Here is a 23,179-nt window from a genome sequence, read left to right as displayed (position 1 = left end):
CGGGCGTGTCGTCACCGCCCGTGCACTCCGGGCGGCGGTACCGTCCCGCTCCGTGATCGAGCTGCGGGACGTCACCAAGCGCTACCCGACGTCCGGGCGTCCGGCGCTGGACCGGGTCTCCGCGACGGTCGGGGCGGGTGAGTTCGTGTTCCTGATCGGACCGTCCGGGTCGGGCAAGTCGACGCTGCTGCGGCTGCTGCTGCGCGAGGACGTCCCCACCTCGGGATCCATCCTCGTCGACGGCCTCGACGTCGCCGGGCTGCCCCGGCGCAAGGTGCCGCGGCTGCGCCAGCGGATCGGCTGCGTGTTCCAGGACTTCCGGCTGCTGCCCAAACGCACCGTCGCCGGAAACGTGGCGTTCGCGCTCGAGGTGCTGGGCCGCAAGCCGTCGGAGATCCGGATCGCCGTCCCGGAGCTGCTGGAGATGGTGGGGCTGCAGGGCAAGGCCGAGCGGCTGCCGCACGAGCTGTCCGGCGGCGAGCAGCAGCGCGTCGCGATCGCCAGGGCGTCGGCCAACCGGCCCCCGCTGCTGCTGGCCGACGAACCCACCGGCAACCTCGACCCCGAGACCGGGCGGGAGATCATGCAGGTCCTGGAGCGCATCAACCGCGGGGGCACCACGGTGCTGATGGCCACCCACGACTCGTCCATCGTGGACGCGATGCGCCGCAGGGTGATCGAGCTCGCCGACGGCGCCGTGCTGCGCGACGAGGCCCGCGCGGTGTACGGGGCGGGCCGGTAGATGCGCCCCGCCCTGCTCACCCGTGAGGTCTCCTCCGGTCTGCGCCGCAACGTCACGATGACCGTCGCGATGGTGCTGACCACCGCGGTCACCCTGATGTCGGTCGGTGCGGGCCTGCTCGTGCTGCGCACCATCGACGACATCTCCGCGCTCTACACGAACCGGCTCGAGATCCAGGTGGCGCTCACCCCGGACGTCTCGGAGACCGACCCCGACTGCAGCGGGCCGACGTGCGCGTCGCTGCGCAGCGCGCTGGAGGCCGCCCCGGGCGTCGGCGGGGTCGCGTTCGAGTCCCAGCAGCAGGCCTACACCCGCTTCCGCGAGCTGTTCGCCGGGCAGTCGGTCGCCGACGTCGCCCGGCCGCAGTCGCTGCCCGCCACGCTGCGGGTCACCCTCACCGACCAGCAGGCGGGCGCCGCGGCCGCCCGGGCCGCCGTCGAGGGCAGGCCCGGGGTGCGCGGGGTGATCGACCAGCGCGACGTCGTCGGGACCCTGTTCGACTTCCTGAACGGGGTGCGCAACGTGGCGTTCGCACTCGCCGTCGTGCAGGCGCTCGCGGCGATCCTGCTGATCTCCAACACGGTCCAGGTGTCGGCGTTCATGCGGCGCACGGAGGTCGGCGTGATGCGCCTGGTCGGGGCGACGCGCTGGACCACCCAGCTGCCGTTCCTGGTCGAGGCCGCCATCGCCGGTGCCGTCGGCGGGGCGCTCGCCGGGATCGGTCTGGTGGCGGCCAAGTACGCCGTCGTCGACGACCTGTTCGCCGCGATGGGGCAGGCCGGGGTGATCCCGCCGGTCCGGATCACCGACGTGCTGGTGGTCTCGGCGCTGCTCGTGCCCACCGGTGCGCTCGTCGCGGGGATCACCGGGTACGTGACGCTGCGGGCCTACGTGAAGGTCTGAGTGCTCACGCCTTGGGGGTGAACGCCGCGACGTGGTCGCGGGCGAACTCCTCCAGGGTGCGGGCCGGGTGGCCGGTGAGGACGGCGACGGCGTCGTCCACCCGGGCCGCCTCGCCGCGCGCGTAGTGGGCGTAGTCCTCGACCAGTCCCGCGGCCTGCCAGGGTGGCAGCACCCCGTCCAGGGCAGCGGCGAACACCTCCGGGGTGAGGTCGTTGAACGACACCGGCTGCCCGGTCGCCTCGGCCAGGGCCGCCGCGATCTCGGCGTGGGTGACGGCACGCGGTCCGGTGAGGTCGTGCACCGCGCCGTCGGATCCGGCGCCGGTGAGCACCGCCGCGGCCGCGTCGGCGATGTCGCGCACGTCGACCGCGCTCACCGCGGCGTCGCCGATCGGGGCGCCGAACCGGCCGGTCGCCGCGACCAGGGGGGCGAAGGCCAGCAGACCCTGCAGGAACAGGTTCGGCCGCAGCACCACGTGGCCGATGCCCAGGTCGCGGACGTGCTGTTCCACCGCGGCGTGCCAGCGCAGGAACCGCACCGGGGAGTCCGCCCGCGCCGCGAACTGGGACAGCAGCACCAGCCGGTTCACCCCGGCGGTCGCGGCGGCATCGGCCACCGCGATCTGGGTCGTCGCGGCGTCGGGAGCCGAGGGGGAGTTGAGGAACGCCGCGTCGACCCCGTGCGGCGCCGCGGCGACGGCGCCCGGGTCGCGCAGGTCGCCCCGCACGACCTCGACGCCGGCACCGGCCAGGCGGTCGGGATCGCGGACCAGCGCCCGCACCGTCACGTCCCGACCGCCCAGCGCGGTCAGCAGGTGCCCGCCGATCCCGCCGGTCGCCCCGGTCACCAGCACCGTCGTCGTCATGCCCGCCTCCTGTGATCATTGGTCTGTTACGAGAGCAGTGCTCTCGTAACGAGTCTGCATGCGGCGACGCCGAAGTGCAAGAGCACTGCTCCGGCGACGCCGCCGTCGGATACCGGTGGCGCACCGCGGGTAGGCTGGTGGTGTGAAGGAACAGGGCCGGAAGGTGATCGCGCAGAACCGTCGGGCCCGGCACGACTACGCGATCCTGGAGGAGTTCGAGGCCGGGGTCGCGCTCAAGGGGACCGAGGTGAAGAGCCTCCGTCTGGGCCGGGCGTCGCTGGTCGACGCCTTCGCCACGATCGACGACGGCGAGATCTTCCTGCGCAACCTGCACATCCCGGAGTACGTGCGCGGCAGCTGGACCAACCACGAGCCGCGCCGCACCCGCAAGCTGCTGCTGCACCGCGGGGAGATCGACCGGCTGATGGGCAAGACCCGCGAGGGCGGGCTCACCCTGGTGCCGCTGTCGCTGTACTTCAACGACGGCAAGGTCAAGTGCGAGATCGCGCTCGCCAAGGGCAAGAAGGACTACGACAAGCGCCGCGACCTCGCCAAGAAGGACGCCCAGAAGGAGATCGCGCGTGCCGTCGGCCGCGCGGCCAAGGGGCGGGCCCGGGACCTGCGCGGCTGAGCCGCGGCCCGCCTAGGGTGGGGCCGTGGATCTTCCTGCGCCGCCGGTCGACGACGCCGACGTGCCCCGCTGGACCGCCGAGCTGGGCCTGCCCGGCCTGGTGGACGTGCACGTGCACTTCCTGCCCCAGCGGATGCTCGACAAGGTCTGGGCCTACTTCGACGCCGCCGAGACCCATTACGGCACCCCGTGGCCGGTGCACTACCGGCTGCCCGAGGACGAGCGCTATGCCGTCCTGGAGCGGCTCGGGGTGCTCGCGTTCGCCCCGCTGACCTACCCGCACAAGCCGGGCATGGGGGAGTGGCTCACCGGCTGGGCGGGCGAGTTCGCCGACACCCACCCGCGTGCGGTGCGCACGGCGACCCTCTACCCGGAGCCGTCGGTCGTGGACTACCTCGGCCGTGCCGTCTCCGACGGGGCGCGGCTGGTCAAGGTGCACGTCCAGGTCGGCGGGTTCGACCCGCGCGATCCCCTGCTGCGCGACGCCTGGGGGCTGCTCGCCGACGCGGGTGTCCCCGCCGTCGTGCACTGCGGCGACGGGCCGATCCCCGGCGAGTACACCGGCCTGCAGATCTTCGCCGAGGTGCTCGAGGCCCACCCGGACCTGCGGATCGTGCTCGCCCACGCGGGCATGCCGGACTTCCGGGGCGCGCTGGAGCTGCTCGACCGGTTCCCGAACCTGGTGCTCGACACGACGATGGTCGGCACCGCGTTCTCCCAGCGGCTCTCCCCGCTGCCGTCGGACTGGCCGGCGCGCCTGGCCGAGTACCCGGGCCGGATCGTGCTCGGCACCGACTTCCCCAACATCCCCTACGCCTACGCCGAGCAGCTCGCCGCGATCGCCGACTGGGCCGCCGCCGAACCCCGCCTCGGCACGGAGTTCCTGCGCTCGGTCCTGCACGACGCCCCGGCCGCGCTGCTGGGCGTCGACGACACGAGGAGTTCCTAGATGGTCAGCCCGCAGCACGACCCGACCGGAGGAGCCGCCCCGGGGGAACCGGTCGACATCGCCCTCTACGGCGCGACCGGTTTCGTCGGCGGCCTCATCGCCCGCCACCTCGCCGAGCACGCCCCGCCCGGGGTGCGCATCGCGCTGGCCGGGCGTTCGGAGGCCAAGCTCGCCGCGACCCGGGCGTCGCTGCCCGCGTCGGCCCGGGACTGGCCGCTGATCGTCGCCGACGCCACCGACCCGGCGGCGACCGACCGGCTCGCCGCGGGCGCACGCGTGGTGCTGAGCACGGTCGGCCCGTACGCGAAGTACGGCCTGGGGCTGGTCGGGTCGTGCGCGAATGCCGGTACCCACTACGCCGACCTCACCGGCGAGGTGCTGTTCGTCCGCGAGGCGATCGACCGCTTCCACGAGACCGCCCGTGCGAGCGGTGCGCGGATCGTGCACTCCTGCGGTTACGACTCCGTCCCCTCCGATCTGGGGGTGTGGCTCGCGCACCGGGCCGCGCAGGCCGACGGCGCCGGCGGGCTCACCGAGGTCCGCACGGTCGCGACGATGCGCGGCGGGGTCTCCGGCGGCACGGTGGACTCGCTGCGCGGGCAGCTGGACACCGTCCGCACCGACCGCGGCGCCCGGCGTCTGGCCGCCCGTCCGCACTCGCTGAGCCCCGACCCCGCGGCCGAGCCGACGCCGTCGCAGCCCGCGGACGCGGGGCCGCCGGCCCGGCTCCCGGACGGCACCTGGACCGCGCCGTTCGTGATGGCGTCGTACAACACCCGGATCGTGCGCCGCTCCAACGCGCTGCTCGACCACGCCTACGGCCGCGGCCTGCGCTACGGCGAGCTGCAGGGCTGCGGGCGCGGGGTGTCCGGGGCGGTCGCCGCGGCGGTGGTCACCGCCGGGCTCGGCGCGCTGGTCGGCGCGTTCATGGTCCGGCCGATCCGCCCGTTGCTCGACCGGGTGCTGCCCGCGCCGGGCAGCGGGCCGTCGGAGCGGACCCGCGAGCGCGGCTGGTTCCGGATGGACGTCCGCGCCGAGACCGAGTCCGGGCGTCGCTACCGGGTGCGGGTGTCCGGCCCCGGAGACCCCGGCTACGCGGCCACCGCGGTGATGTTCGCCGAGGCGGGCCTCGCCCTGGCCCTGGGTGGGTCCGCGCTGCCCGATCGCGCGGGCTGCCTCACCCCGGCCACCGCGTTGGGGGACGTGCTGGTCGACCGGCTGCGTGCCGCGGGGCACACCTACGAGGTCGCGGCGGGGTGACACGCCACCCACCGGCAACTGGAATGTCCGGGCGGGCGCGGGGCGTTATGCTGTGCGTCCGTCCGGGTACGTCCGGGCGGAGTGCAGGTGGACTGCGGGTCCTGCGGGATCCGACCAGGGGGTGAACGGTTTCGACTCCGATCGTTGATTGAGGTGAAGCGTGCCGAGGAAGGCGACGATGATCTCGTTAACCATGCGTCGCAAAAAAATAAGTGCCGACAACAGTCGCACTGCCCAGAGCGCTTACGCGCTCGCTGCCTGATCACCAGGTAGGGGCTGTCGGGCCGGAGGCGTCCCCGCTCCGGGTCCCGACATCATTCAGGGGACTCACCCTGCGGTTCGGCCGCGGAACCGCAGGGGACATCCAACAGCGGCTGGGATCGTCACACCGGCTTGTTCGCGTGACCGGTGGATCCGAGTAGAGACACAGCGGACTGCGCACGGAGAAGCCCTCGTGAACCGACGGAGGACCCGGGTTCGATTCCCGGCACCTCCACCGCCCAGCGGCCCCGTCCCGACCCCGGGACGGGGCCGTTCCCGTCTCCCGGGAGGGTCGTTCCCCGGGAAGTTTCGTTGCGCGACGAAACTGTGCATTGCTAACATCTCCGGTGGGAGTGATGCCGATGACCGCCGTGACCCAACCCGTGCCCACCTACCCGATGGCGCGTGAGTGCCCCTTCGACCCGCCCGCCGAACTCGCCCGCATCCGTGAGGACGAGCGCCCCGCCGGGGGGTCGGGGGTCGCCCGCGTCCGGATCTGGGACGGCAGCACGCCGTGGCTCGTCACCCGCTACGACGACGTCCGCGCTGCGCTCGCCGACGAACGGCTGTCCGCCGACGCCGACCGCGAGGGCTACCCGGCCGCGTCGCGGTCGCGACGCGTGCGATCCGAGGGGCGCCGGCGCAGCTTCATCATGATGGACGGGCCCGAGCACGCCCGGCACCGGCGGATGCTCATCGGCGAGTTCACCGTGCGCCGTATCGAGCGCCTCCGGCCCCTGGTCGAGCAGACCGTCACCGAGCTGCTCGACACGACGGAGGCGGGGGAGAACCCGACCGATCTGGTGCAGACGTTCGCGCTGCCGCTGCCGTCGCTGGTGATCTGCCACCTGCTCGGGGTGCCCTACGCCGACCACGCGTTCTTCGAGGCCCAGAGCCGGATCATGGTCGACCTCACCTCCAGCGCGGAGGCCTCGGCCGCGGCGTCGGACGCGCTGCAGGACTATCTGGCCGGACTCGTCCGGGCCCGGCTGGCCGAGCCGCAGGACGACGTGCTCGGCGGCATGGCCGCCCGGGTCGCGGCCGGGGACCTCACCGTCGACGAGGCGAGCGCCTCGGCGCTGCTGCTGCTCGTCGCCGGGCACGAGACGACGGCGAACATGATCGCCCTCGGCACGCTGACCCTGCTGCACCACCCCGACCAGCTCGCCGTCGTCCGCGACGGCGACGCCACGCAGGTCCGCGGCGCGGTCGAGGAGCTGCTGCGGGTCCTCACCGTCACCCACATCGGCCGTCGCCGGGTCGCGACCGAGGACCTGGAGATCGGCGGGGTCACGATCCGGGCGGGGGAGGGTGTGGTGCTCGCCGCCGAGGCGGCCAACCGCGACCCGCGGCAGTGGCCGCACCCCGACGAGGTCGACGTGTCCCGCGGGACGAACCGGCACGTCGCGTTCGGGTTCGGGGTGCACCAGTGCCTCGGGCAGCCGCTGGCCCGTCTCGAGCTGCAGATCGCCTACCCGGCGCTGCTGCGGCGCTTCCCGGGGCTGCGGGTCACCGTGCCGGACTCGGAGATCGCGTTCCGCGACGACATGGCCGTCTACGGCGTGCACGCGCTGCCGGTGGCATTCTGATGTCCATGCGCGTGATCGTGGACAAGGAACTGTGCGTCGGGGCCGGCCAGTGCGTGGTGACCGCGCCCGACGTCTTCGACCAGGACGACGACGGAATCGTCGATCTGCTGACCGACTCGCCCGCCGAGGGCGACCGGGACGCGGTGAAGGAGGCCGAGCACGTGTGCCCGGCCCGCGTGATCAGCGTCGAGGACTGAGCCCGCTCAGGCGGCGCTGACCCCGATGAGCATCCCGACCAGGTAGGTCGCACCGGCCGCGATCGCGCCGAACGCCAGCTGGCGCAGCGCCGCCGCCCACCACGACCGGGAGGTGAACCGCGAGGTCAGCGCCCCCGCGACGAGCAGGCCGAGCCCGCCGACGGCGAGGCCGAGCGCCAGCGAGCCGTAGCCGAGCAGGAACGTCAGCAGCGGGATCAGGCCACCGACCGCGAACGCGGCGAACGACGACGTCGCCGCCACCCACGGCGAGGGCTTGTCGTCCAGGCTGACACCCAGCTCCTGGCTGACGTGCATCCGCAGTGCCAGCTCCGGGTCGCGGTGCACCTCGCGCGCGACGGCGTCCGCCGTCTGCCCGGTCAGTCCCATCTCGCGGAACCGGGCGGCCAGCTCGTGCTCCTCGGCGCGCGGGTGCAGCACGAGTTCGCGGCGTTCGACGGCGGCCTCGGCGTCGAGCGCGTCGTTCTGGGTGCCGACCGAGGCGAACTCGCCCAGAGCCATCGAGAACGCTCCCGCGACGACGCCCGCCAGCCCTGTCAGCACGATCAGGTCGCGGTCCGCCCCGCCCCCGCCGACGCCCGCGATCAGCGCGATGGTGGTGACCAGGCCGTCCATCGCGCCGAACGTGGCGGCGCGCAGCCAGCCGCCCGAGACGTCCCGATGGGAGTGGTCGTGGCTGTGGTCGGCGAGTTCCGCCTCCAGCTCCGGATCGTTCACGCCCGCAACGATAGGACGGATGCGGTCGCCGCGCGGCGGTGCGCGACCAGCCCGACACTGGGTCGATGTCGTCCGATGACACGGCTCCGCTCTGGCTGTTCGCCGACCAGCTCGGCCCGCACGTGTGGGACACCGAGGAGTTCGCCGACCGCGAGATCGTGATCGTCGAGTCCGCGCGGGCGCTGGGCAGGCGTCGTCACCACCGCCAGGAGCTGCACCTGGTCCTGTCCGGGATGCGCCACCTCGTCGACCAGCTCGGCGACCGGGTCACCCACCTGCGCACCGACACCTACCGCGAGGCGCTGGACCAGGTCGGCCGCCCGGTGGTGGTGCACCAGCCGACGTCGTTCCCCGCCTCGGACATGGTCCGCCGCTTCGTGCGGGAGGGGCTGGTCACCGAGGTCCGGCCCAGCCCGACCTTCGCGCTGGGCAAGGACGAGTTCGACGACTGGGCCGGTGACCGCGAGACCTTCCGGATGGAGGACTTCTACCGCGCCCAGCGCGAGCGGTTCTCCGTGCTGATGGACGGGGAGGAGCCCGCAGGCGGGACGTGGAACTACGACCACGACAACCGCGAGACCCCGCCGAAGGGCGCCCGGACACTCGCCGTCGAGCCGCCCTGGGAGCCCCGCGAGGACGACATCGACGCACGCGTGCGGGCCGACCTCGACGCGGCCGGGTACCCCACCGTCGGCCGGGACGGACCGCGCCGCTTCGCCGTCACCCACCAGGAGGCGACCGCGGCCCTGCGGCACTTCGTCCGGCACCGCCTGGACACCTTCGGCCCGTACGAGGACGCGGTGCTGGAGCAGGACTGGGCGATGGCGCACTCGCTGCTGTCGGTGCCGATGAACCTGGGTGCACTGCACCCGCTGGAGGCGGTGCACGCCGCCGAGCAGGCCTACCGCGACGGGGGCGCCCGGCTGTCCAGCGTCGAGGGGTTCGTCCGCCAGATCCTCGGCTGGCGGGAGTACGTCTGGCAGCTGTACTGGCGTTTCGGGCGCGGCTACACGCGTCGCAACCACCTGCGGGCGCGCACGCCGCTGCCGGACTGGTGGACCGACCTGGACGCCGACGCCGTCACCGCGAACTGCCTGTCGCACGCACTGGGCGGGGTCCGCGACCGCGGCTGGACCCATCACATCCCGCGCCTGATGATCCTCGGCAACCACGCCCTGCAGCGCGGCTACCGGCCCGCGGAGCTCAACGACTGGTTCGCGACGGCGTTCGTCGACGGGTTCGCCTGGGTGATGCCCGCCAACGTGATCGGGATGAGCCAGCACGCCGACGGCGGACGGATGGCCACCAAGCCCTACGCCTCCGGCGGCGCCTACATCAACCGGATGACCGACCTGTGCTCCGGCTGCGCCTTCGACCCGACGGTGCGGGTGGGGGAGAAGGCCTGCCCGTTCACCGCGGGCTACTGGCAGTTCGTGCACCGCCACGAGGAGACGATGGCGGGCAACAACCGCACCGCCCGTGCCGTCGCCACGATGAAGCGGCTGACCGACCTCGACGCGCTGCTGGAGCAGGAGTCCGCCCGCGAGGAGTTCTGACCCGGCGGGATCGCTAGGCTCCCCCGTCGTGACCGCAGCCCGCCCGCTCGACGTGCTGGGCACCGTGCTGCGGCTGGGACTCGCCGCGGTCTGGCTGGTGTCGGGAGCGGTGAAGCTGACCGAGCCGTTCACCACGGCCGTCGCCGTCGCCGCCTACCGGGTGCTGCCGGATGCCCTCGTCGTGCCGGTGGCGACCCTGCTGCCGCCGCTGGAGATCGCGCTCGGCCTGCTGCTGCTCGCGGGCCTCGCCACCCGGCTCGCCGCGGTGGTGGGCACCGTGCTGCTGCTCGCGTTCGTCGCGGGGCTGGTGCAGGCGTGGGCCCGCGGGCTGGCGATCGACTGCGGCTGCTTCGGCGGCGGCGGGCCGGTCGACCCCGACGACACGAGCTACGGCCCGTCCCTGCTGCGCGACCTCGCCTTCACCGCGGCCGCGGCGTTCCTGGCGGTGCGCCCGCGGACGCTGTTCTCCCTCGACGGGCGCGGGGACCGAGCCGCGACACACGACCACGACCGGCGGGCGCCGGCGGACGCGACGGAGGAGCACTGATGGGACAGCGTGAGCGCGAGCGCCGGCAGGCCGCGCAGGCCCGGCTGCAGGCGGCCGGGATCAGCCCGCCGCGGACCTCGGGCGGGCTCGGTCGCAACCTCGGGATCGGTGCCCTGGTGCTGGTCATCGCCCTGGCCACCGGCGTCTACGTGCTGTACCAGAACTACCAGGAGGCGACCGTCGCGACCTACCCGGTGACCCGCGACGGCGTCGTCGTGCGGGCCGGGAACCAGGCCGCCCCGGTGACCGTGGACCTCTACGAGGACTATCTCTGCCCCGCCTGCAAGCAGCTGGAGAGCGGTGTCGGGAACCAGCTCACCACCGCGGTGAACGAGGGCAAGGCGAAGATCAACTATCACCACATCGTCATCCTCGACGAGCGCTCGACCCCGCCCGGCTACTCCACCCGCGCCGGCAACGCCGCACTGTGCGCCGCCGACGCCGGGATCTTCCCCGCTTACCACTCCCGTCTGTACGCCGACCAGCCCGCCGAGGGCAGCGCCGGGAAGTCGGTGCAGGAGCTGATCGCGCTCGGCACGGAGCTGGGCGCCAAGGGCGACTTCGCCGGCTGCGTCACCCGCCAGGCGAACAGCCAGGCGATCGCCGACGCGATCAGGGCCGCCGTCGCCGATCCGGCGGTGGCGCCCGGTGGCCGGTTCGGCACCCCGACCGTGATGGTCGACGGGGTCAAGATGGATCTGAGCAACGGGAACTGGCTGTCGAAGGTGACGGGCTGACCGCACCCACGCTCACACGTGGCAGGAACCACTGCACCAGCGGCCCGACGGCGAGCGCGTAGACCACCGTCACCGGGCCGAAGACACCGCCGAGCGCCCACCCGACCAGCACGACCGTCACCTCGATCGCGGTCCGCACCAGCCGCACCGACAGGCCGGTGCGGGCCGCGAGCCCGGTCATCAGCCCGTCCCGCGGGCCCGGCCCCAGCCCGACCCCGATGTAGGCGGCCGTCGCCACCGCGTTCAGCACGATCCCGGCGGCGGCGAACCCCACCCGCAGCCACAGTGCCTCCGGGGCCGGCAGCACCGCGAGCGCCAGGTCCACCGTGACCCCGATGACGACGACGTTCGCCACCGTCCCGAGTCCCGGCCGTTCCCGCAGCGGGACCCAGAGCAGCAGCACCCCGGCCGCGACGACCACGGTGACCGTGCCCACCGACAGCGCGGTACGGCCGGCGACGCCCTGGTGGAACACGTCCCAGGGGGTCGACCCGAGGGTCGCGCGCATCGTCAGCGCCATCGAGACCGCGTAGCCGACCAGGCCGGCCACGAGCTGGGTGAGTCGCCGGGTGCGCCGCGGCATCCGCAGCGACCAGCGGGAACTGTTGATCGTCACGAGATGGCATGCTGATTCCATCGGTGGCCTGTTGTCACCGTGCCACTCGAGCGAAAGTGGATCGGGAATGACGCAGGGGATCGGGGCGGAGCGCCTCGCTGCGCTGTGCGGCGACGTCCACGGCGGGCGCGGCCCGGCGTACCGGGTGCTGGCCGACGCGGTGCGGGTGCTGACCGGCGACGGCCGGCTGCCCTCGGGCACCCGGCTGCCGGCGGAGCGGCCGCTGGCCGAGGCGCTGGGCATCAGCCGGGTGACGGTCGCCCGTGCCTACCGCGAGCTGCGCGACGACGGCTGGGCCGAGGCCCGGCACGGGGCGGGCACCTGGGTGCGGCTCCCGGACCGCACCGGTGGCGTCGACGGGGTGTGGGCGCCCGGCCCGGTGGACCACGGCGCGATCGACCTCGCCCACGCCGCCCCCGCCGCGCCCGCGGGACTGCCCGACCTGGTCGCCCGCGCCGTCGCGCGTGGCGCCGCGGAGCTGGCCGGACACGGCTACGGGCCGGACGGCCTGCCTGCGCTGCGGGCCGCGATCGCCGACCGGTTCACGACCCGGGGGCTCCCGACCGGGCCGGAGCAGGTCGTCGTGACCGGCGGGGCGCTGCAGGCGATCGGGATCGTCCTCGCCGAGCTGGCCGGGCCGGGGGACCGGGTGCTCGTCGAGCATCCCACCTACCCGTCGGCGCTCGACGTCGTCGCCGACGCGGGAGCGGTCGCCGTCCCGGTGGCGGTGGACGGCGCCGGAGCGACGCCCCAGACGGCGCTGCCGCGGGCCGCCCGGCAGACCGCGGCGCGGGCCGCGTACCTGATGGCGGACTTCCAGAACCCCACCGGCCGTCTCCTCGACGACGACGCCCGCGCCCGGCTGGTGCAGCGCCTCGCCCGCCAGGGCACGGTCGCCCTGGTCGACGAGACCTTCGCCGAGCTGGACCTGCGCGGGGGCGCCACGGGGCTGCTGCCGTGTGCCGCGCACGCCGCCGGACCCGACGACGTCGTCACCGTCGGCGGACTCAGCAAGATCGCCTGGGGCGGGCTGCGGATCGGCTGGGTCCGGGCCGGCCGCGAGCGTGCGGCCCGGTTGCGACGACGACTGGCCAGGGCCCAGCTGGCGCTGCCGGTGCTGGAGCAGCTGGTCGCCGTCGAGGTGCTGGAACGGCTCGACGTGCTGCGGGCCGAACGGGTCGGGGTGCTGCGCACCGGGCGCGACCTGCTGGCCGCCGAGCTCGCCGCGACCCTGCCGGACTGGCGCTTCACCGTCCCCGACGGTGGGCTCGCGCTGTGGTGCGACCTCGGTGCCCACGTCTCGACGGCGCTGACCGCGGCGGCCCCGCGGCACGGTCTGGTGCTGGCGCCCGGCCCGCGGTTCGGGGCCGGGCACGCGTTCACCGACCGGCTGCGGGTGCCGTTCACCCACCCCGGACCGGTGCTGACCGAGGCGGTGCGCCGGCTCGCCCGCACCGTCGCCGACGTCGACGGGCCCGCGTCCCGGGCGACCGCCGCCGACCCGGCGACCCGGGCCGGCGTCGTCGTCTGAGCGGGGTCAGATCACCAGGTCGATGAGCAGCACCAGGACCAGGCCGGAGACCGAGATGACGGTCTCCATGATCGACCAGGTCCTGATGTTCTGGCCGACGGTGAGCCCGAAGTACTCCTTGACCAGCCAGAACCCGGCGTCGTTGACGTGGGAGAAGAACAGCGAGCCCGCGCCGATCGCCAGCACCAGCAACGAGGTCTGGGCCGGGTCGAGCGTCGGCAGCAGCGGGACGAGGATCCCCGCGGCGGTCACCGTCGCGACGGTCGCCGACCCGGTCGCGAGCCGGATCGCCACCGCGACCAGCCAGCCCAGCACCAGCGCGGAGATGCCGGCGCCGGTGGCCCAGCCCGCGATCATCGCGCCGATCCCGGTGTCGACCAGGGTCTGCTTGAACCCGCCGCCCGCGGCGACGATCAGCACGATCCCGGCGATCGCGGGCAGCGACCTCTCCAGCGAGCCCATGATCCCGGCGCGGTTCATCCCCGAGCCGGTACCGAGGGTGGCCATCGCCACCAGCACCGACAGCAGCAGCGCGACCAGCGGGGTGCCGACGAAGTCCAGTGCGGCGCGCACCGGGTTGCCCTCGGGCGCGGCGATGTCGCCGACGGCCTTGCCCATCATGAGCACGACCGGCAGCAGCACCGTGAACAGGGTGGCGGCGAACCCGGGGCGCCGGGTGGGACCGCCGTCCGGCACGTCGCGGCCGGCACTGGCACCGGCACCGGCACCGGGACCGGCGTCGGCACCCGCGCCGGTCCCGGCCGATCCGGCGGATGCAGCGGACGCGGTGGTGCTCCCGGCCGCGACCGGGGACTCGAACAACGCGGGCGGGGAGACGTCGACCCAGCGGGCCGCCAGCGTCGCGAACAGCGGCCCGGCCAGCACGACGACCGGGATCGACACGAGCACGCCGAGGACCAGGGTGATGCCCAGGTCGGCGTCGAGGATGCCGATCGCGGCGAGCGGGCCGGGGTGCGGCGGGACGAGACCGTGCATCGCGGACAGCCCGGCCAGCGCCGGGATGCCGACGGCGATCAGCGACACCTGGGCCCGGCGCGCGACCAGGAAGATCACCGGCATCAGGATGACCAGACCGATCTCGAAGAACATCGGCAGGCCGACCAGTGCCCCGACGGCGGCCATCGACCACGGCAGGGTCCGCGGGCCGGAGCGGGAGACGATCGTGTCGACCAGCCGGTCGGCGCCGCCGGAGTCGGCGAGCAGCTTGCCGAACATCGCGCCCAGCGCGATCAGCGTCCCGACGCTCGCGGCGGTCGAGCCGAAGCCGTCGGAGAAGGCCGCCACGGCGTCGCCCATCGACATGCCCGCCACCGCCGCGACCAGCAGCGAGCCGATGGTCAGGGCCAGGAACGGGTGCAGCGAGAACTGCGTGATCAGCAGGACCAGCGCGACGATCCCCACCAGCGCGGCGGTCACCAGGCGGCCGGCGGAGGCGACCGGCTGGGCCTGCTCCGCGGCCAGGACGAGTGCGGGGTGCAGCGTCATCGCGGGGCCACCTCCGACCCGGTGGCGGCGACGGCGCCCGCGACGATCTCCTCGACCGGCCTCCGGATGTCCAGGGTCGTTCCGGCCTCGTCGGCGGCCAGCGGCTCCAGGGTGGCCAGCTGGGAGTCGAGCAGCGCGGTCGGCATGAAGTGCCCGGAACGTCCGCCCATGCGCTCGGCGAGCACCGCCGCGTCGCCGGAGAGGTGGACGAACACCGTCGACGGCGCGTGGGCGCGGAGCCGGTCGCGGTAGGTGCGGCGCAGCGCCGAGCAGGCGACGACGAGCCCGGTGCCGGTGTGCTCGGCCAACCGGGCACCGACCGCGTCGAGCCAGGGCTCGCGGTCGGTGTCGGTGAGCGGGATCCCCCGGGTCATCTTCGCGACGTTGGCGGCCGGGTGCAGACCGTCGGCGTCGGTGAACGGGACACCGAGTGCGTCGGCGAGGGCGGCGCCGACGGTGGACTTCCCGGAGCCGGACACCCCCATCACGACGACGAGGGGGCGGGGTGGTGGCTGGTGTGTCGCCGGCTGTTGCGTCACTGCATCGGCTCCTCACGGTGTGGCGGCATCGGCACGCGGACCGGGAGTACCCGGGCCGTTGTGGGACCAGGGTCGGTCATAAGTATTACTTTTTCAACACCGGATCGGTTCAGATATGCCTTTTCCGGTCCTCGGCATCGTGAGGTGGCACGATTCGACCGTGAGCGGCGCGACGGAGGGCACGGGACTGCACGCGGACGTCCTGGACCGGCTCGGGACCGCGATCGCCGCAGGCACGATCGGACCCGGTGAGGTCCTGCGGGCCGAGGAGCTGGTGGACCGGTACGGGGTGTCGCGGACCGTGGTCCGGGAGGCCGTGCGGGTGCTGGAGTCGATGGGCCTGGTGCGCAGCAGGCGCCGGGTCGGCACCACCGTCTCCCCGCGCGGGCAGTGGAACGTGCACGACCCGAGGGTGATCCGCTGGCGGCTCGACGGCCCGGGCCGCGACGAGCAGCTGCGGTCGCTGTCCGAGCTGCGCTGCGGCGTCGAACCGCTGGCCGCCGAGCTGGCGGCCGATCGGGCCACCCCGGAGCAGTGCGGGGTGCTGGTCGGTGCGGTGATGGACATGACCGCGCACGGCCGCGCCGGGGACCTGTTCGCCTACCTGGAGGCCGACCAGCTCTTCCACCGGACCCTGCTCGCGGCCTCGGGCAACGAGATGGTCGCGGCCCTGGGCGACGTCGTCGCCGAGGTGCTCGCCGGGCGGACCCGGCACCACCTGATGCCCAGTCGTCCGGAACCGGAGGCGATCCGGCTGCACCGCGACGTCGCCGACGCCGTCCGGGCGGGTGACGCCCCTGCCGCCGGAGCGGCCATGCGGGAGATCCTCCGTGAGGCGGATGCGGCGATGCGGGCCAGCGTGACGCGCGCGCCCGATCAACGATTGTGATGATGGTGCGGATTCGGGCGTATCGATCGGTCGCCCGCGATCGACCTGGGGAGTGGACGCGGCGGGATGTCGCGGGACGGTGACGAACGATTGAGATGATCTTGTAATGGCCGTACGTCGGGTGACGGAAGAGCTCCAGCGACTGGGCTTGTCGGGCTACGAGGCCAAGGCCTACGTGGCGCTGGTCAGCGCGGGCGAGGCGGTCAACGGTTACGAGGTGGCGAAGCGGTCCGGGGTGCCGCGCAGCACCGTCTACGAGACGCTGGGCAAGCTCGTCGGCCGCGGCGCGGCCTTCGAGGTCCGGGCCGCCGACGGCACCGGCTACGTGCCGCTGCCGCCCGCGACGCTGCTGGAGCGCATGCGCCGCGACTTCGACCGCACGCTGGGCATCCTGCAGAACGAGATCCCGCGGCTCACCGCGCCGCCGCAGGTGCGGCTGGTGCACTCGCTGACCGAGCGCCGGATGCTGCTCGAACGGGCCGAGGACGTCGCCGCCGCGGCCCGCTCCGAGCTGTACGTGCTCGGCTGGCCGGAGGACGTCGAGACGCTCAAGCCCACGGTCCGCCGGGCCGAGGAGCACGGCGTCGACGTGGCCACGGTCGTCTTCGGCGTCGACGACGACCCGGTCGGCTGGCACATCGAGCACCGCTACTCGGCCCCGTCGACGGTCGAGGACAACCTCGGCCGGCGGATGCTCGTCGTCGTCGCGGACCGGGACCAGGCCGTGATCGGGGGTCTCACCGCCGACCGCACCTGGGGTCTCTACACCGACGACCCGGCCGCGGTGCTGCTCGCACACCTCTACGTGCGCCACGACATCGCGATGCACCGCGTCGCCGACCGGTTCGCCGAGCACGGGTTCGACGAGTTCTGGACCGACGACCCCGCCCTGCGACGGTTGCGCGAGCCCGTCGGCGAGCCGGTCCGGGCCGCCGACGGTGCACCGCGCTCGGTCGGCCCGGAGACCGACACCGTCGGCGACCCCGACGGGGACGACGGCCGGAGCCGGGCCGGCTGAACGCGGCCCCGCGCCCTCGGCCCGCGATCTCAGCCCGCGGGCACCTGCGCCGGCCTGCGCCCGCCGAGGTGCCGGCCGAAGAAGTCGAGGATGATCTGCGCCCGCTGGACACGGTGGCGCGGCGACCCGTCCCGCGACATCCCGTGGCTCTCCTCCGGGAACCGCCAGTACTCCACCGGCCGCCCCAGCAGCCGCAGCGCGACGAACAACGCGTCGGCCTGCTCGACCGGGCACCGCAGGTCGTCCTCGGAGTGCAGGATCAGCATGGGCACGTCGATGCCGCGGACGTGGTGCAGCGGGGACATCCGCCGGTACTCCTCCGGCGCGTCCAGCCACGAGCGGCCCAGCTCGTGGCCGAACCACCCGGCCGCGTCGGAGCTCCAGTCCAGCGACTCCAGGTTGTTCACCGCCCGCTCGCTGCACGCGGCGGCGAACCGGTCGGAGTGGTGGGCGGCCAGCCACGACGTGAGGTATCCGCCGTAGGACCCGCCGAGCACACCCACCCGGTCCCGGTCGAGCTGGTCGAACTCCGCGAGGGCGCCGTCGAGCGCGGCGAGCACGTCGTCGGCGTCGATCCCGCCCCAGCCGGTCCCGGGCGCGGTCTCCGCCAGCGGGCTGCGGATCGCCCGTACCCGGTCCTGGGTGTAGCCGGTCGATCCGTGCGGGTTGCACCACACGACGGCGTAGCCGGCGCCCGCCCACAGCCGGAACTCGTCGAACCAGGCGTCGGCGTACTGGGTCATCGGGCCGCCGTGGATCGAGAGCAGCACCGGGAGCCGGCCGCCGGCGCCGGTGGCGGGCTCGTCCGGCAGCAGCACCCAGGTGTCGATGTCGCCGTCCCCGGCCGGGGACGGCACGGCCAGCCGGTACGGGGTGCGTCCGCGCGGCACGGCGTCGTGGAAGGGCTCGGTGAGCGCGGTGAGCCGGCGCAGCGACCCGCCGTCGGTGACGTGCAGCTCCCCGAGGTGGTCGTGGTCGGTGACCAGCACGACGGTGCTCCCGCCGGCGCGGTCGTAGGCGGCGACGGTCCGCGCGCCGGTCAGGAGCGCCTCCGCGGTGCCCGCCCCCGGGCCGTCGGCCGCGACCCGGTACAGGTGGACCCCGCCGCGGTCCTCACAGGACACCAGCAGGTGCCCGTCGTCCCAGATCGGGGCGCGGGCGCCGGGGAAGGGCCGCCAGGTGCGGTCGATGCCGGTCGCCAGGACGTCCTCGCGCCCGGTCGCGATGTCGACCAGCGCCGGCGACGCGTGCGCCGGAGCCGCCAGGTGGTCGTCGGAGGCCAGGGTGGCCAACCGGGTGCCGTCCGGCGCCCAGGACGGGTGCGTGTGGTGCCGCCCGCTGCGGGTGAGCAGCCGCGGCTCACGGCCGCCCGCCGCATCTCCGCCCGCCGCGTCGACAAGGTAGATCCGCGCCGTCTCGTCCAGGTCCCAGTCCGGCTCGCGGTCCGCGACGACGGCGAGTGTCCGCCCGTCCGGCGACCAGGCGGGCGACGAGTGCTCGTACGGCCCGCCCGCGACGGCCACCGGGTCGCCGCCCCCGGCGTCGACGACGAACACCGTCGACGGGCGGTCGATGATCCAGCCCTCTCCGTCCAGCCGGCTGAACAGCCGGTCGATCCGGCGGGGTTCGCGGGCCCGGTCGTCGACGCCGGTGGCCCACCGGGCCGTCCGCTCCCGGGACACGAACGCGATCCGGGTGCCGTCCGGCGACCACGCCGGCTCGGAGATCCCCTCCGGACGCTCGCAGACCACCACCGGCTCGCCCGGGACGCCGATCGGCAGCACCCGCAGCTGTGCGCCGCCGCCCTCGCGCCCGGTGACGACGGCGAGCCGCGTCCCGTCAGGCGACCAGGCGGGGGAGGAGTCGCCCTGCTCCGAGCCGGTCAGCCGCCGCGGTGGACCGCTCCCGTCGGTCGGTGTGAGCCAGATCGCCGTCCGGTACCGGTTGGTGCCGAGGTCGACGCGGCGGACCGCGACGGCGACGTGCGCGCCGTCCGGGGACACTGCAGGGGCGCCGAGGGTGACCAGTCGTCCGATGTCAGAGGGCTGCACGGGGTCGACGGTAGGTCCCGGCGCCGGGAGGGGCACCCCCCTTTCCGGGCCGGAAACCGGCCGGTGTAGTGTTCTTCATGTCGCAAGGGGCTGTGGCGCAGCTGGTAGCGCACTTGACTGGCAGTCAAGGGGTCAGGGGTTCGAATCCCCTCAGCTCCACCCACTCCGACCTCGGTCGGGGCGCGAGATGGCCCGGGTGATCACTTCACGGTGATACCCGGGTCATACCTTTTTGTGCTGGCCCTCGGACGCGTGCGCGCGGGGCTCACGGTCGTGTAACCTCCGGCATCAAGCTAATTAAGCTGCTGCCAAAGGGGCGAAGCTCGAATCTTTGGAACTCGACCGCAGGCACACCCGCACGCGCCCCGGGCCGAATTCGACCCTCCGTCTGGGGATCAAGCCGCTACCGGCGGTGTGTCTGTAGTCCAGGCCAAGGGCCGCAGCGAGATCCACACAAGTCCACACTCGTTTCCCCTCGACTCACGCGAGCTTGACGCGTGTACCTGTCGCGGAGGCGTGTGTGTTAGAAGCGTGGACCATCTTTGTGGTCCTGATCTTGGGCCTGAGCGCCGTCGTGGTGCGGCACCTCGACAAGGTCATGGACATCAACCTCACTCGCTGGTCGCTCCGCCGTAACGGCGTCGAGGACGACAAGATCCGCGAGGTCGCGCTCAAGACGGACAGCCGCGAGCGACGCAACTGCGTGCCCGAGGTGCTGGACCGCGTCTTGAAGCTGTTCGGTAAGGCATAGGTCTCGATCGGGCATACTTGCCGCGAAAGATGGTCAGACGACGAGAACGACCGTCCTTCGCGCAGGCGACACCGAGGTGTGATGCTACGGTCCGGGGAAGTCCGTAGATGTCCTGAGCCACACTGAGGACGTCGTAGGACGACAGAGCTACACCCTGTGTCGGACAGGTGCACTACTACCCACACGGCGGCCCGCAAGCTCAGACGCGGGTCTATGACCCGTGAGGTAGTCGATTTCTCGGTCGGGGAGCAGACGATGCGCGTGCTCGCCCACCTGCGCAATATTGAGACCTATGCCGATCTCGCTGCAAGATACGGCAGCGGCACAACCTCGGTGTTGCTCTACGCCACCGGGTCGTCGAGCTCCTCACCGCTCTCGCCCCGACCCTGCGAAGGTGATAGTGGCGATCGGGGCCAAGGCGTCTGTGATCGTCGACGGTACCCTTCTGCGGACTGACCGGGGCGGGGTGGGCTCGAGCTGCTACAGCTCCTACTGCTGGGGTCAACACAAGGGGTGGTCCTGGGGCGGTAGCAGGTTCGCGGTCCTCGGCGTCGCGCGCGGAGATGGGCCTCGGTCAGCGAAGACCTATCCATCTGCGGTGGACGAGCGGGTGCCGCAAGCCGAGGTGCTCAAAACTGAGCACGCTGGACGTCAGGTTTAGCTCTTCTAGAGCGATCTTCGTTGCCTCCGTCTATTGCTTCTGCTACGTTTCGAAACGACCATCTAGAAGGTGGTTAATGGGAAGTCATGTATCCATTCTACCTGCTAGTTGAAGGCGCATAAGCGTCGAATAAGCTCACTGCTGGCAAAATGCAAAATTGACGGTGTCTTGCAAGAATAAGTTCGTAATAATCGCTAGGGCGCCGAAGCCCGCTGCGCGGTCAGTGCGCGGTTCTGAGGCGTGGTGACTTGCACCAATAAAAGATTTCCGCAACTCCTAATAATACTACTGGGTGTCACTGCTAGCGCGCCGGACGCCCAGGCGCTTGAAGCGCATCCCGGCGCTCGAGTGGATCCGGGCGCAGCTAGGCAGAATCGACTCTCTATGTATTTCCGACCGCCTAGACGAGAGGTTCGAAGCATGATCCCTACTGAGCCCATCGGAAGCGTTCCGCGCCCTGACTACCTCGTGCAGGCGCTTGCCCGAGGTGTAGCCGGAGCAGAGCTTTCAGATCTTCAGGGTCGATCCCTGTCGGACACGGTGCTGCGGTTCGCTCAGACAGGATCGCCTATCATATCGGATGGGGAACAGTCCAAGTCAAGCTTCGTCACGTACCCGCTCGAAGGAGCCACATGCTATTCCTCGGACGGGGTTGAAATCGAGTTCGCGGACGGCCACATCCGACAGTTGCCTCGCCTGACCTCTAAGCCATTTCGTTACATGAGGCAGGCTGGCAAGTATACGTCTGCTGTCCGCGGTCAGACTGACCTGCTAATCAAGCAAGCTGTAATTGCGCCATCCGCGCTCTCACTCCTCTATTTGGACGCGGACATCTCCAGCTATAGCCGAGATCAGTTTCTCGTGGATCTAGTAGACGAATGCGAGGCGGATATTCGAAGCTGCTTCCAGGCAGGCGCTCACTCCGTCCAGATGGATTTCACGGAAGGGAGGCTGTCGCTGAAGCTGGATCCGTCTGGAGCGCTACTGCAGTCGTTCGTAGATCTCAACAATAGCGTGCTCGATAGATTCTCTGAGGCGGAGCGTGCGCGAATTGGAGTGCATACATGTCCCGGCGGGGACCAGGACTCAGTGCACAGTCTTGACGTCGACTACGCAGACCTCCTGCCGGCGCTGTTCGGGATGAGGGCGGGTTCATTCTTTATCGAGTTGTCTGCGGAGCCGGAGCCGGAGCGCGTTCTGTCGATTGCCGCGAAATCTCTGCCTCAGGGCGCGCGGCTTTACGTCGGTGTCATCAACCCTATCGACCCGGCGATTGAGAGTGTTGCTACAGTTCGTGATCGAGTTCTTCGCGCTGCTGAGTACATCCCGTTAGATCAGTTGGGAACATGTGACGACTGCGGATTTTCACCGTTCGCTGATGATACCTCCACATCGCGAGATGTCGCATTCGCGAAGATCGCTGCCCGGGTCGAGGGTACTGCCGAGGCGGCGGCGCAGCTCGGACTTTAAGCGCCGCATGTCGTCGAGTAAGATCTGGATGTTCTCGTGACTGGTTCCTCGAACTCGATTTATCTGTACGCAGAGATCGGCTAGCGGCACCAAGTTCGCATGGTAGTCACTGCCGGAGACTCTAAAGGCTCGGCAGTGGGCGGAGAAAATGGCTCGCCGAGCGGGTAACTGATCTTCAAGGTCGAGAACCAGTCAAGTGGGCGCTCCGTCAAGCCTTGATCATTGACATAGACGTTGGAGTAGGAGATGTAGCCCATCACGTAGATCCTGGAGGCTCTGGCCAACGCTGTGCTAGCTCACGCAGCGGTCTCAGATTGAGGTTGTGGAACTTGTAGCGACCCTGCCGTCGGACGGAGATCAATCCAGCGTCTTCCAGAAGTGCGAGATGCCGAGAGATGGCCTGCCGGCTCGAAGATGTGCCCTGTTCGAGTAGCGCGCCACAGAGCGAGGATAGTGTTTGGCCGTCTCTCGCTGCGAGCGCATCGAGTAGTGCCCGTCGAGTCGGATCCGCGAGAGCCCGATAGATATCGCCCATGTCAAGACTATAGGTGACTAGTCGCTTGAATGTACGTCGCAGTCGCGTTCGGGTTCCGCGAACTGAGCATTCCGGCCCCACCTCTGGCACCCGCCGACGGGGTCGACCCGGCCAGGTGCTTCACCCATTCGAGGTCACGGCCACGCTGTGCCAGCCCGAGCGCCCGTGGTTGGCTGGGGCAAGTTCACTCCGCAGAAGAAGTGGCTTGCAGGTCGCACTCGCAGACCGAGTACTCACCCGGGCGATTCGCGAGCCGAGCACGGCGTCGAGCGGGCGACCCGGCCGTCGTCGGGCGAATCGACGAACACGTCACAATCCGATCGCGGTGTCCTGCTGGGATGCAGTCGAGCATCGTTTGCAACGGGGCAAGGTTGGGGCACTGGAATCTCAGGCATCAGCCTCCGCCAAGTTCGGGACTTTCACGTGCTCTACAGGTCAGCAGCGTGAGATCGTAGGTACCTGTGCCGGGCCGGTGGCCTGACGGCCCCGAGTTCCAGGGCAGGTCGTGCAGCCAGCCGACGCGGAACACCGGGGCTGTCCGGGGACGGGCTGTGGTGTCGGTTGATGGACGACCTGACGTGTCGTTGGCCCGGGCGCGATCATGACACGGCTGCCGGGACCGGGGACAGTGCTCTGTCCT

The 23,179-nt window shown here is 71.8% G+C and carries 22 protein-coding genes, 1 tRNA gene and 1 other RNA gene; 17 read left to right on the top strand and 7 right to left on the bottom strand.

What is annotated here, in order from left to right:
• The first annotated feature begins 52 nt into the window (after positions 1-52).
• Complete coding sequence (gene ftsE / locus FVA95_RS19205) at positions 53-742, top strand: cell division ATP-binding protein FtsE (RefSeq protein WP_149665427.1); 690 nt, start codon at positions 53-55, stop codon at positions 740-742.
• Positions 743-1,645, top strand: a complete 903-nt coding sequence (ftsX, locus tag FVA95_RS19200; RefSeq protein WP_149665426.1) for a permease-like cell division protein FtsX — start codon at positions 743-745, stop codon at positions 1,643-1,645. It begins immediately after the preceding gene.
• A 4-nt stretch (positions 1,646-1,649) separates the two neighbouring features.
• Here ftsX and FVA95_RS19195 read toward each other — a convergent pair whose 3' ends face one another.
• The gene (locus FVA95_RS19195; RefSeq protein ID WP_149665425.1) at positions 1,650-2,510 is read right to left on the bottom strand and encodes an NAD(P)H-binding protein; all 861 of its coding nucleotides are present in this window, start codon (positions 2,508-2,510) and stop codon (positions 1,650-1,652) included.
• 142 nt (positions 2,511-2,652) lie between these two features.
• Between FVA95_RS19195 and smpB the strand changes: the two genes are divergently transcribed.
• The 6 genes from smpB to FVA95_RS19165 all read left to right on the top strand — a co-directional run bounded on the left by smpB (position 2,653) and on the right by FVA95_RS19165 (position 7,397).
• Entirely contained in the window at positions 2,653-3,141 is a 489-nt protein-coding gene (smpB, locus tag FVA95_RS19190) for an SsrA-binding protein SmpB (RefSeq protein ID WP_060713108.1), read from the top strand.
• 25 nt (positions 3,142-3,166) lie between these two features.
• The gene (locus tag FVA95_RS19185) at positions 3,167-4,090 is read left to right on the top strand and encodes an amidohydrolase family protein (protein ID WP_149665424.1); all 924 of its coding nucleotides are present in this window, start codon (positions 3,167-3,169) and stop codon (positions 4,088-4,090) included.
• The gene (locus FVA95_RS19180) at positions 4,091-5,350 is read left to right on the top strand and encodes a trans-acting enoyl reductase family protein (RefSeq protein ID WP_149665423.1); all 1,260 of its coding nucleotides are present in this window, start codon (positions 4,091-4,093) and stop codon (positions 5,348-5,350) included.
• Between the two features lie 117 nt (positions 5,351-5,467).
• Positions 5,468-5,849, top strand: a transfer-messenger RNA (tmRNA) gene (gene ssrA / locus FVA95_RS19175).
• A 124-nt stretch (positions 5,850-5,973) separates the two neighbouring features.
• Complete coding sequence (locus FVA95_RS19170) at positions 5,974-7,200, top strand: cytochrome P450 (RefSeq protein WP_149665422.1); 1,227 nt, start codon at positions 5,974-5,976, stop codon at positions 7,198-7,200.
• A gap of 5 nt (positions 7,201-7,205) precedes the next feature.
• Complete coding sequence (locus FVA95_RS19165; protein WP_149665421.1) at positions 7,206-7,397, top strand: ferredoxin; 192 nt, start codon at positions 7,206-7,208, stop codon at positions 7,395-7,397.
• A gap of 6 nt (positions 7,398-7,403) precedes the next feature.
• On the opposite strand, the gene FVA95_RS19160 is transcribed toward FVA95_RS19165, so the two are convergent.
• Positions 7,404-8,132 (bottom strand): VIT1/CCC1 transporter family protein, encoded by a 729-nt coding sequence (locus FVA95_RS19160; protein ID WP_020625648.1) that lies wholly within the window; start codon positions 8,130-8,132, stop codon positions 7,404-7,406.
• 65 nt (positions 8,133-8,197) lie between these two features.
• Between FVA95_RS19160 and FVA95_RS19155 the strand changes: the two genes are divergently transcribed.
• From FVA95_RS19155 to FVA95_RS19145, 3 genes are read left to right on the top strand one after another with little or no spacing between them, the layout of a single operon-like run.
• The gene (locus FVA95_RS19155; RefSeq protein WP_149665420.1) at positions 8,198-9,688 is read left to right on the top strand and encodes a cryptochrome/photolyase family protein; all 1,491 of its coding nucleotides are present in this window, start codon (positions 8,198-8,200) and stop codon (positions 9,686-9,688) included.
• Between the two features lie 28 nt (positions 9,689-9,716).
• Positions 9,717-10,235, top strand: a complete 519-nt coding sequence (locus tag FVA95_RS19150; RefSeq protein ID WP_149665419.1) for a MauE/DoxX family redox-associated membrane protein — start codon at positions 9,717-9,719, stop codon at positions 10,233-10,235.
• On the top strand, positions 10,235-10,972 hold the full coding sequence (locus FVA95_RS19145) for a thioredoxin domain-containing protein (protein ID WP_149665418.1): 738 nt from the start codon (positions 10,235-10,237) through the stop codon (positions 10,970-10,972). Before FVA95_RS19150 ends, FVA95_RS19145 begins: the two co-directional genes overlap by 1 nt.
• Here the strand turns inward: FVA95_RS19145 and FVA95_RS19140 are convergent.
• Positions 10,923-11,555, bottom strand: a complete 633-nt coding sequence (locus tag FVA95_RS19140) for a YitT family protein (protein WP_164514885.1) — start codon at positions 11,553-11,555, stop codon at positions 10,923-10,925. The genes FVA95_RS19145 and FVA95_RS19140 overlap by 50 nt on opposite strands.
• A 100-nt stretch (positions 11,556-11,655) precedes the next feature.
• Between FVA95_RS19140 and FVA95_RS19135 the strand changes: the two genes are divergently transcribed.
• Positions 11,656-13,119: a PLP-dependent aminotransferase family protein gene (locus FVA95_RS19135; RefSeq protein WP_149665416.1), complete on the top strand. Its 1,464-nt coding sequence runs from the start codon at positions 11,656-11,658 to the stop codon at positions 13,117-13,119.
• Between the two features lie 6 nt (positions 13,120-13,125).
• Here FVA95_RS19135 and FVA95_RS19130 read toward each other — a convergent pair whose 3' ends face one another.
• Entirely contained in the window at positions 13,126-14,625 is a 1,500-nt protein-coding gene (locus tag FVA95_RS19130; RefSeq protein ID WP_149665415.1) for an SLC13 family permease, read from the bottom strand.
• Positions 14,622-15,110 (bottom strand): gluconokinase, encoded by a 489-nt coding sequence (locus tag FVA95_RS19125; RefSeq protein ID WP_149665436.1) that lies wholly within the window; start codon positions 15,108-15,110, stop codon positions 14,622-14,624. The genes FVA95_RS19130 and FVA95_RS19125 overlap by 4 nt, the downstream gene beginning before the upstream one ends.
• Before the next feature lie 214 nt (positions 15,111-15,324).
• Between FVA95_RS19125 and FVA95_RS19120 the strand changes: the two genes are divergently transcribed.
• Both FVA95_RS19120 and FVA95_RS19115 read left to right on the top strand, forming a co-directional pair.
• Entirely contained in the window at positions 15,325-16,053 is a 729-nt protein-coding gene (locus FVA95_RS19120) for a FadR/GntR family transcriptional regulator (protein ID WP_240051601.1), read from the top strand.
• Positions 16,054-16,174: 121 nt separating this feature from the next.
• Entirely contained in the window at positions 16,175-17,071 is an 897-nt protein-coding gene (locus FVA95_RS19115) for a TrmB family transcriptional regulator (protein ID WP_240051600.1), read from the top strand.
• A 29-nt stretch (positions 17,072-17,100) separates the two neighbouring features.
• On the opposite strand, the gene FVA95_RS19110 is transcribed toward FVA95_RS19115, so the two are convergent.
• The gene (locus FVA95_RS19110) at positions 17,101-19,122 is read right to left on the bottom strand and encodes a S9 family peptidase (protein WP_149665412.1); all 2,022 of its coding nucleotides are present in this window, start codon (positions 19,120-19,122) and stop codon (positions 17,101-17,103) included.
• An 86-nt stretch (positions 19,123-19,208) separates the two neighbouring features.
• On the opposite strand from FVA95_RS19110, the gene FVA95_RS19105 reads away from it, so the two are divergent.
• The 3 genes from FVA95_RS19105 to FVA95_RS19095 all read left to right on the top strand — a co-directional run bounded on the left by FVA95_RS19105 (position 19,209) and on the right by FVA95_RS19095 (position 22,004).
• Positions 19,209-19,281: transfer RNA gene (locus FVA95_RS19105), tRNA-Ala, on the top strand.
• 385 nt (positions 19,282-19,666) lie between these two features.
• Positions 19,667-19,873, top strand: a complete 207-nt coding sequence (locus tag FVA95_RS19100; RefSeq protein ID WP_149665411.1) for a hypothetical protein — start codon at positions 19,667-19,669, stop codon at positions 19,871-19,873.
• Between the two features lie 1,081 nt (positions 19,874-20,954).
• Entirely contained in the window at positions 20,955-22,004 is a 1,050-nt protein-coding gene (locus FVA95_RS19095) for a 5-methyltetrahydropteroyltriglutamate--homocysteine methyltransferase (protein WP_149665410.1), read from the top strand.
• Positions 22,005-22,260: 256 nt separating this feature from the next.
• On the opposite strand, the gene FVA95_RS19090 is transcribed toward FVA95_RS19095, so the two are convergent.
• On the bottom strand, positions 22,261-22,539 hold the full coding sequence (locus tag FVA95_RS19090) for a helix-turn-helix transcriptional regulator (RefSeq protein WP_149665409.1): 279 nt from the start codon (positions 22,537-22,539) through the stop codon (positions 22,261-22,263).
• Positions 22,540-23,179 lie beyond the last annotated feature (640 nt).

Source organism: Pseudonocardia sp. EV170527-09, assembly GCF_008369905.1.
Taxonomy (GTDB): Bacteria; Actinomycetota; Actinomycetes; order Mycobacteriales; family Pseudonocardiaceae; genus Pseudonocardia.
The sequence above is the reverse complement of the archived record's forward strand: the minus strand, read 5'-3'. Positions and strand labels throughout refer to the sequence as shown.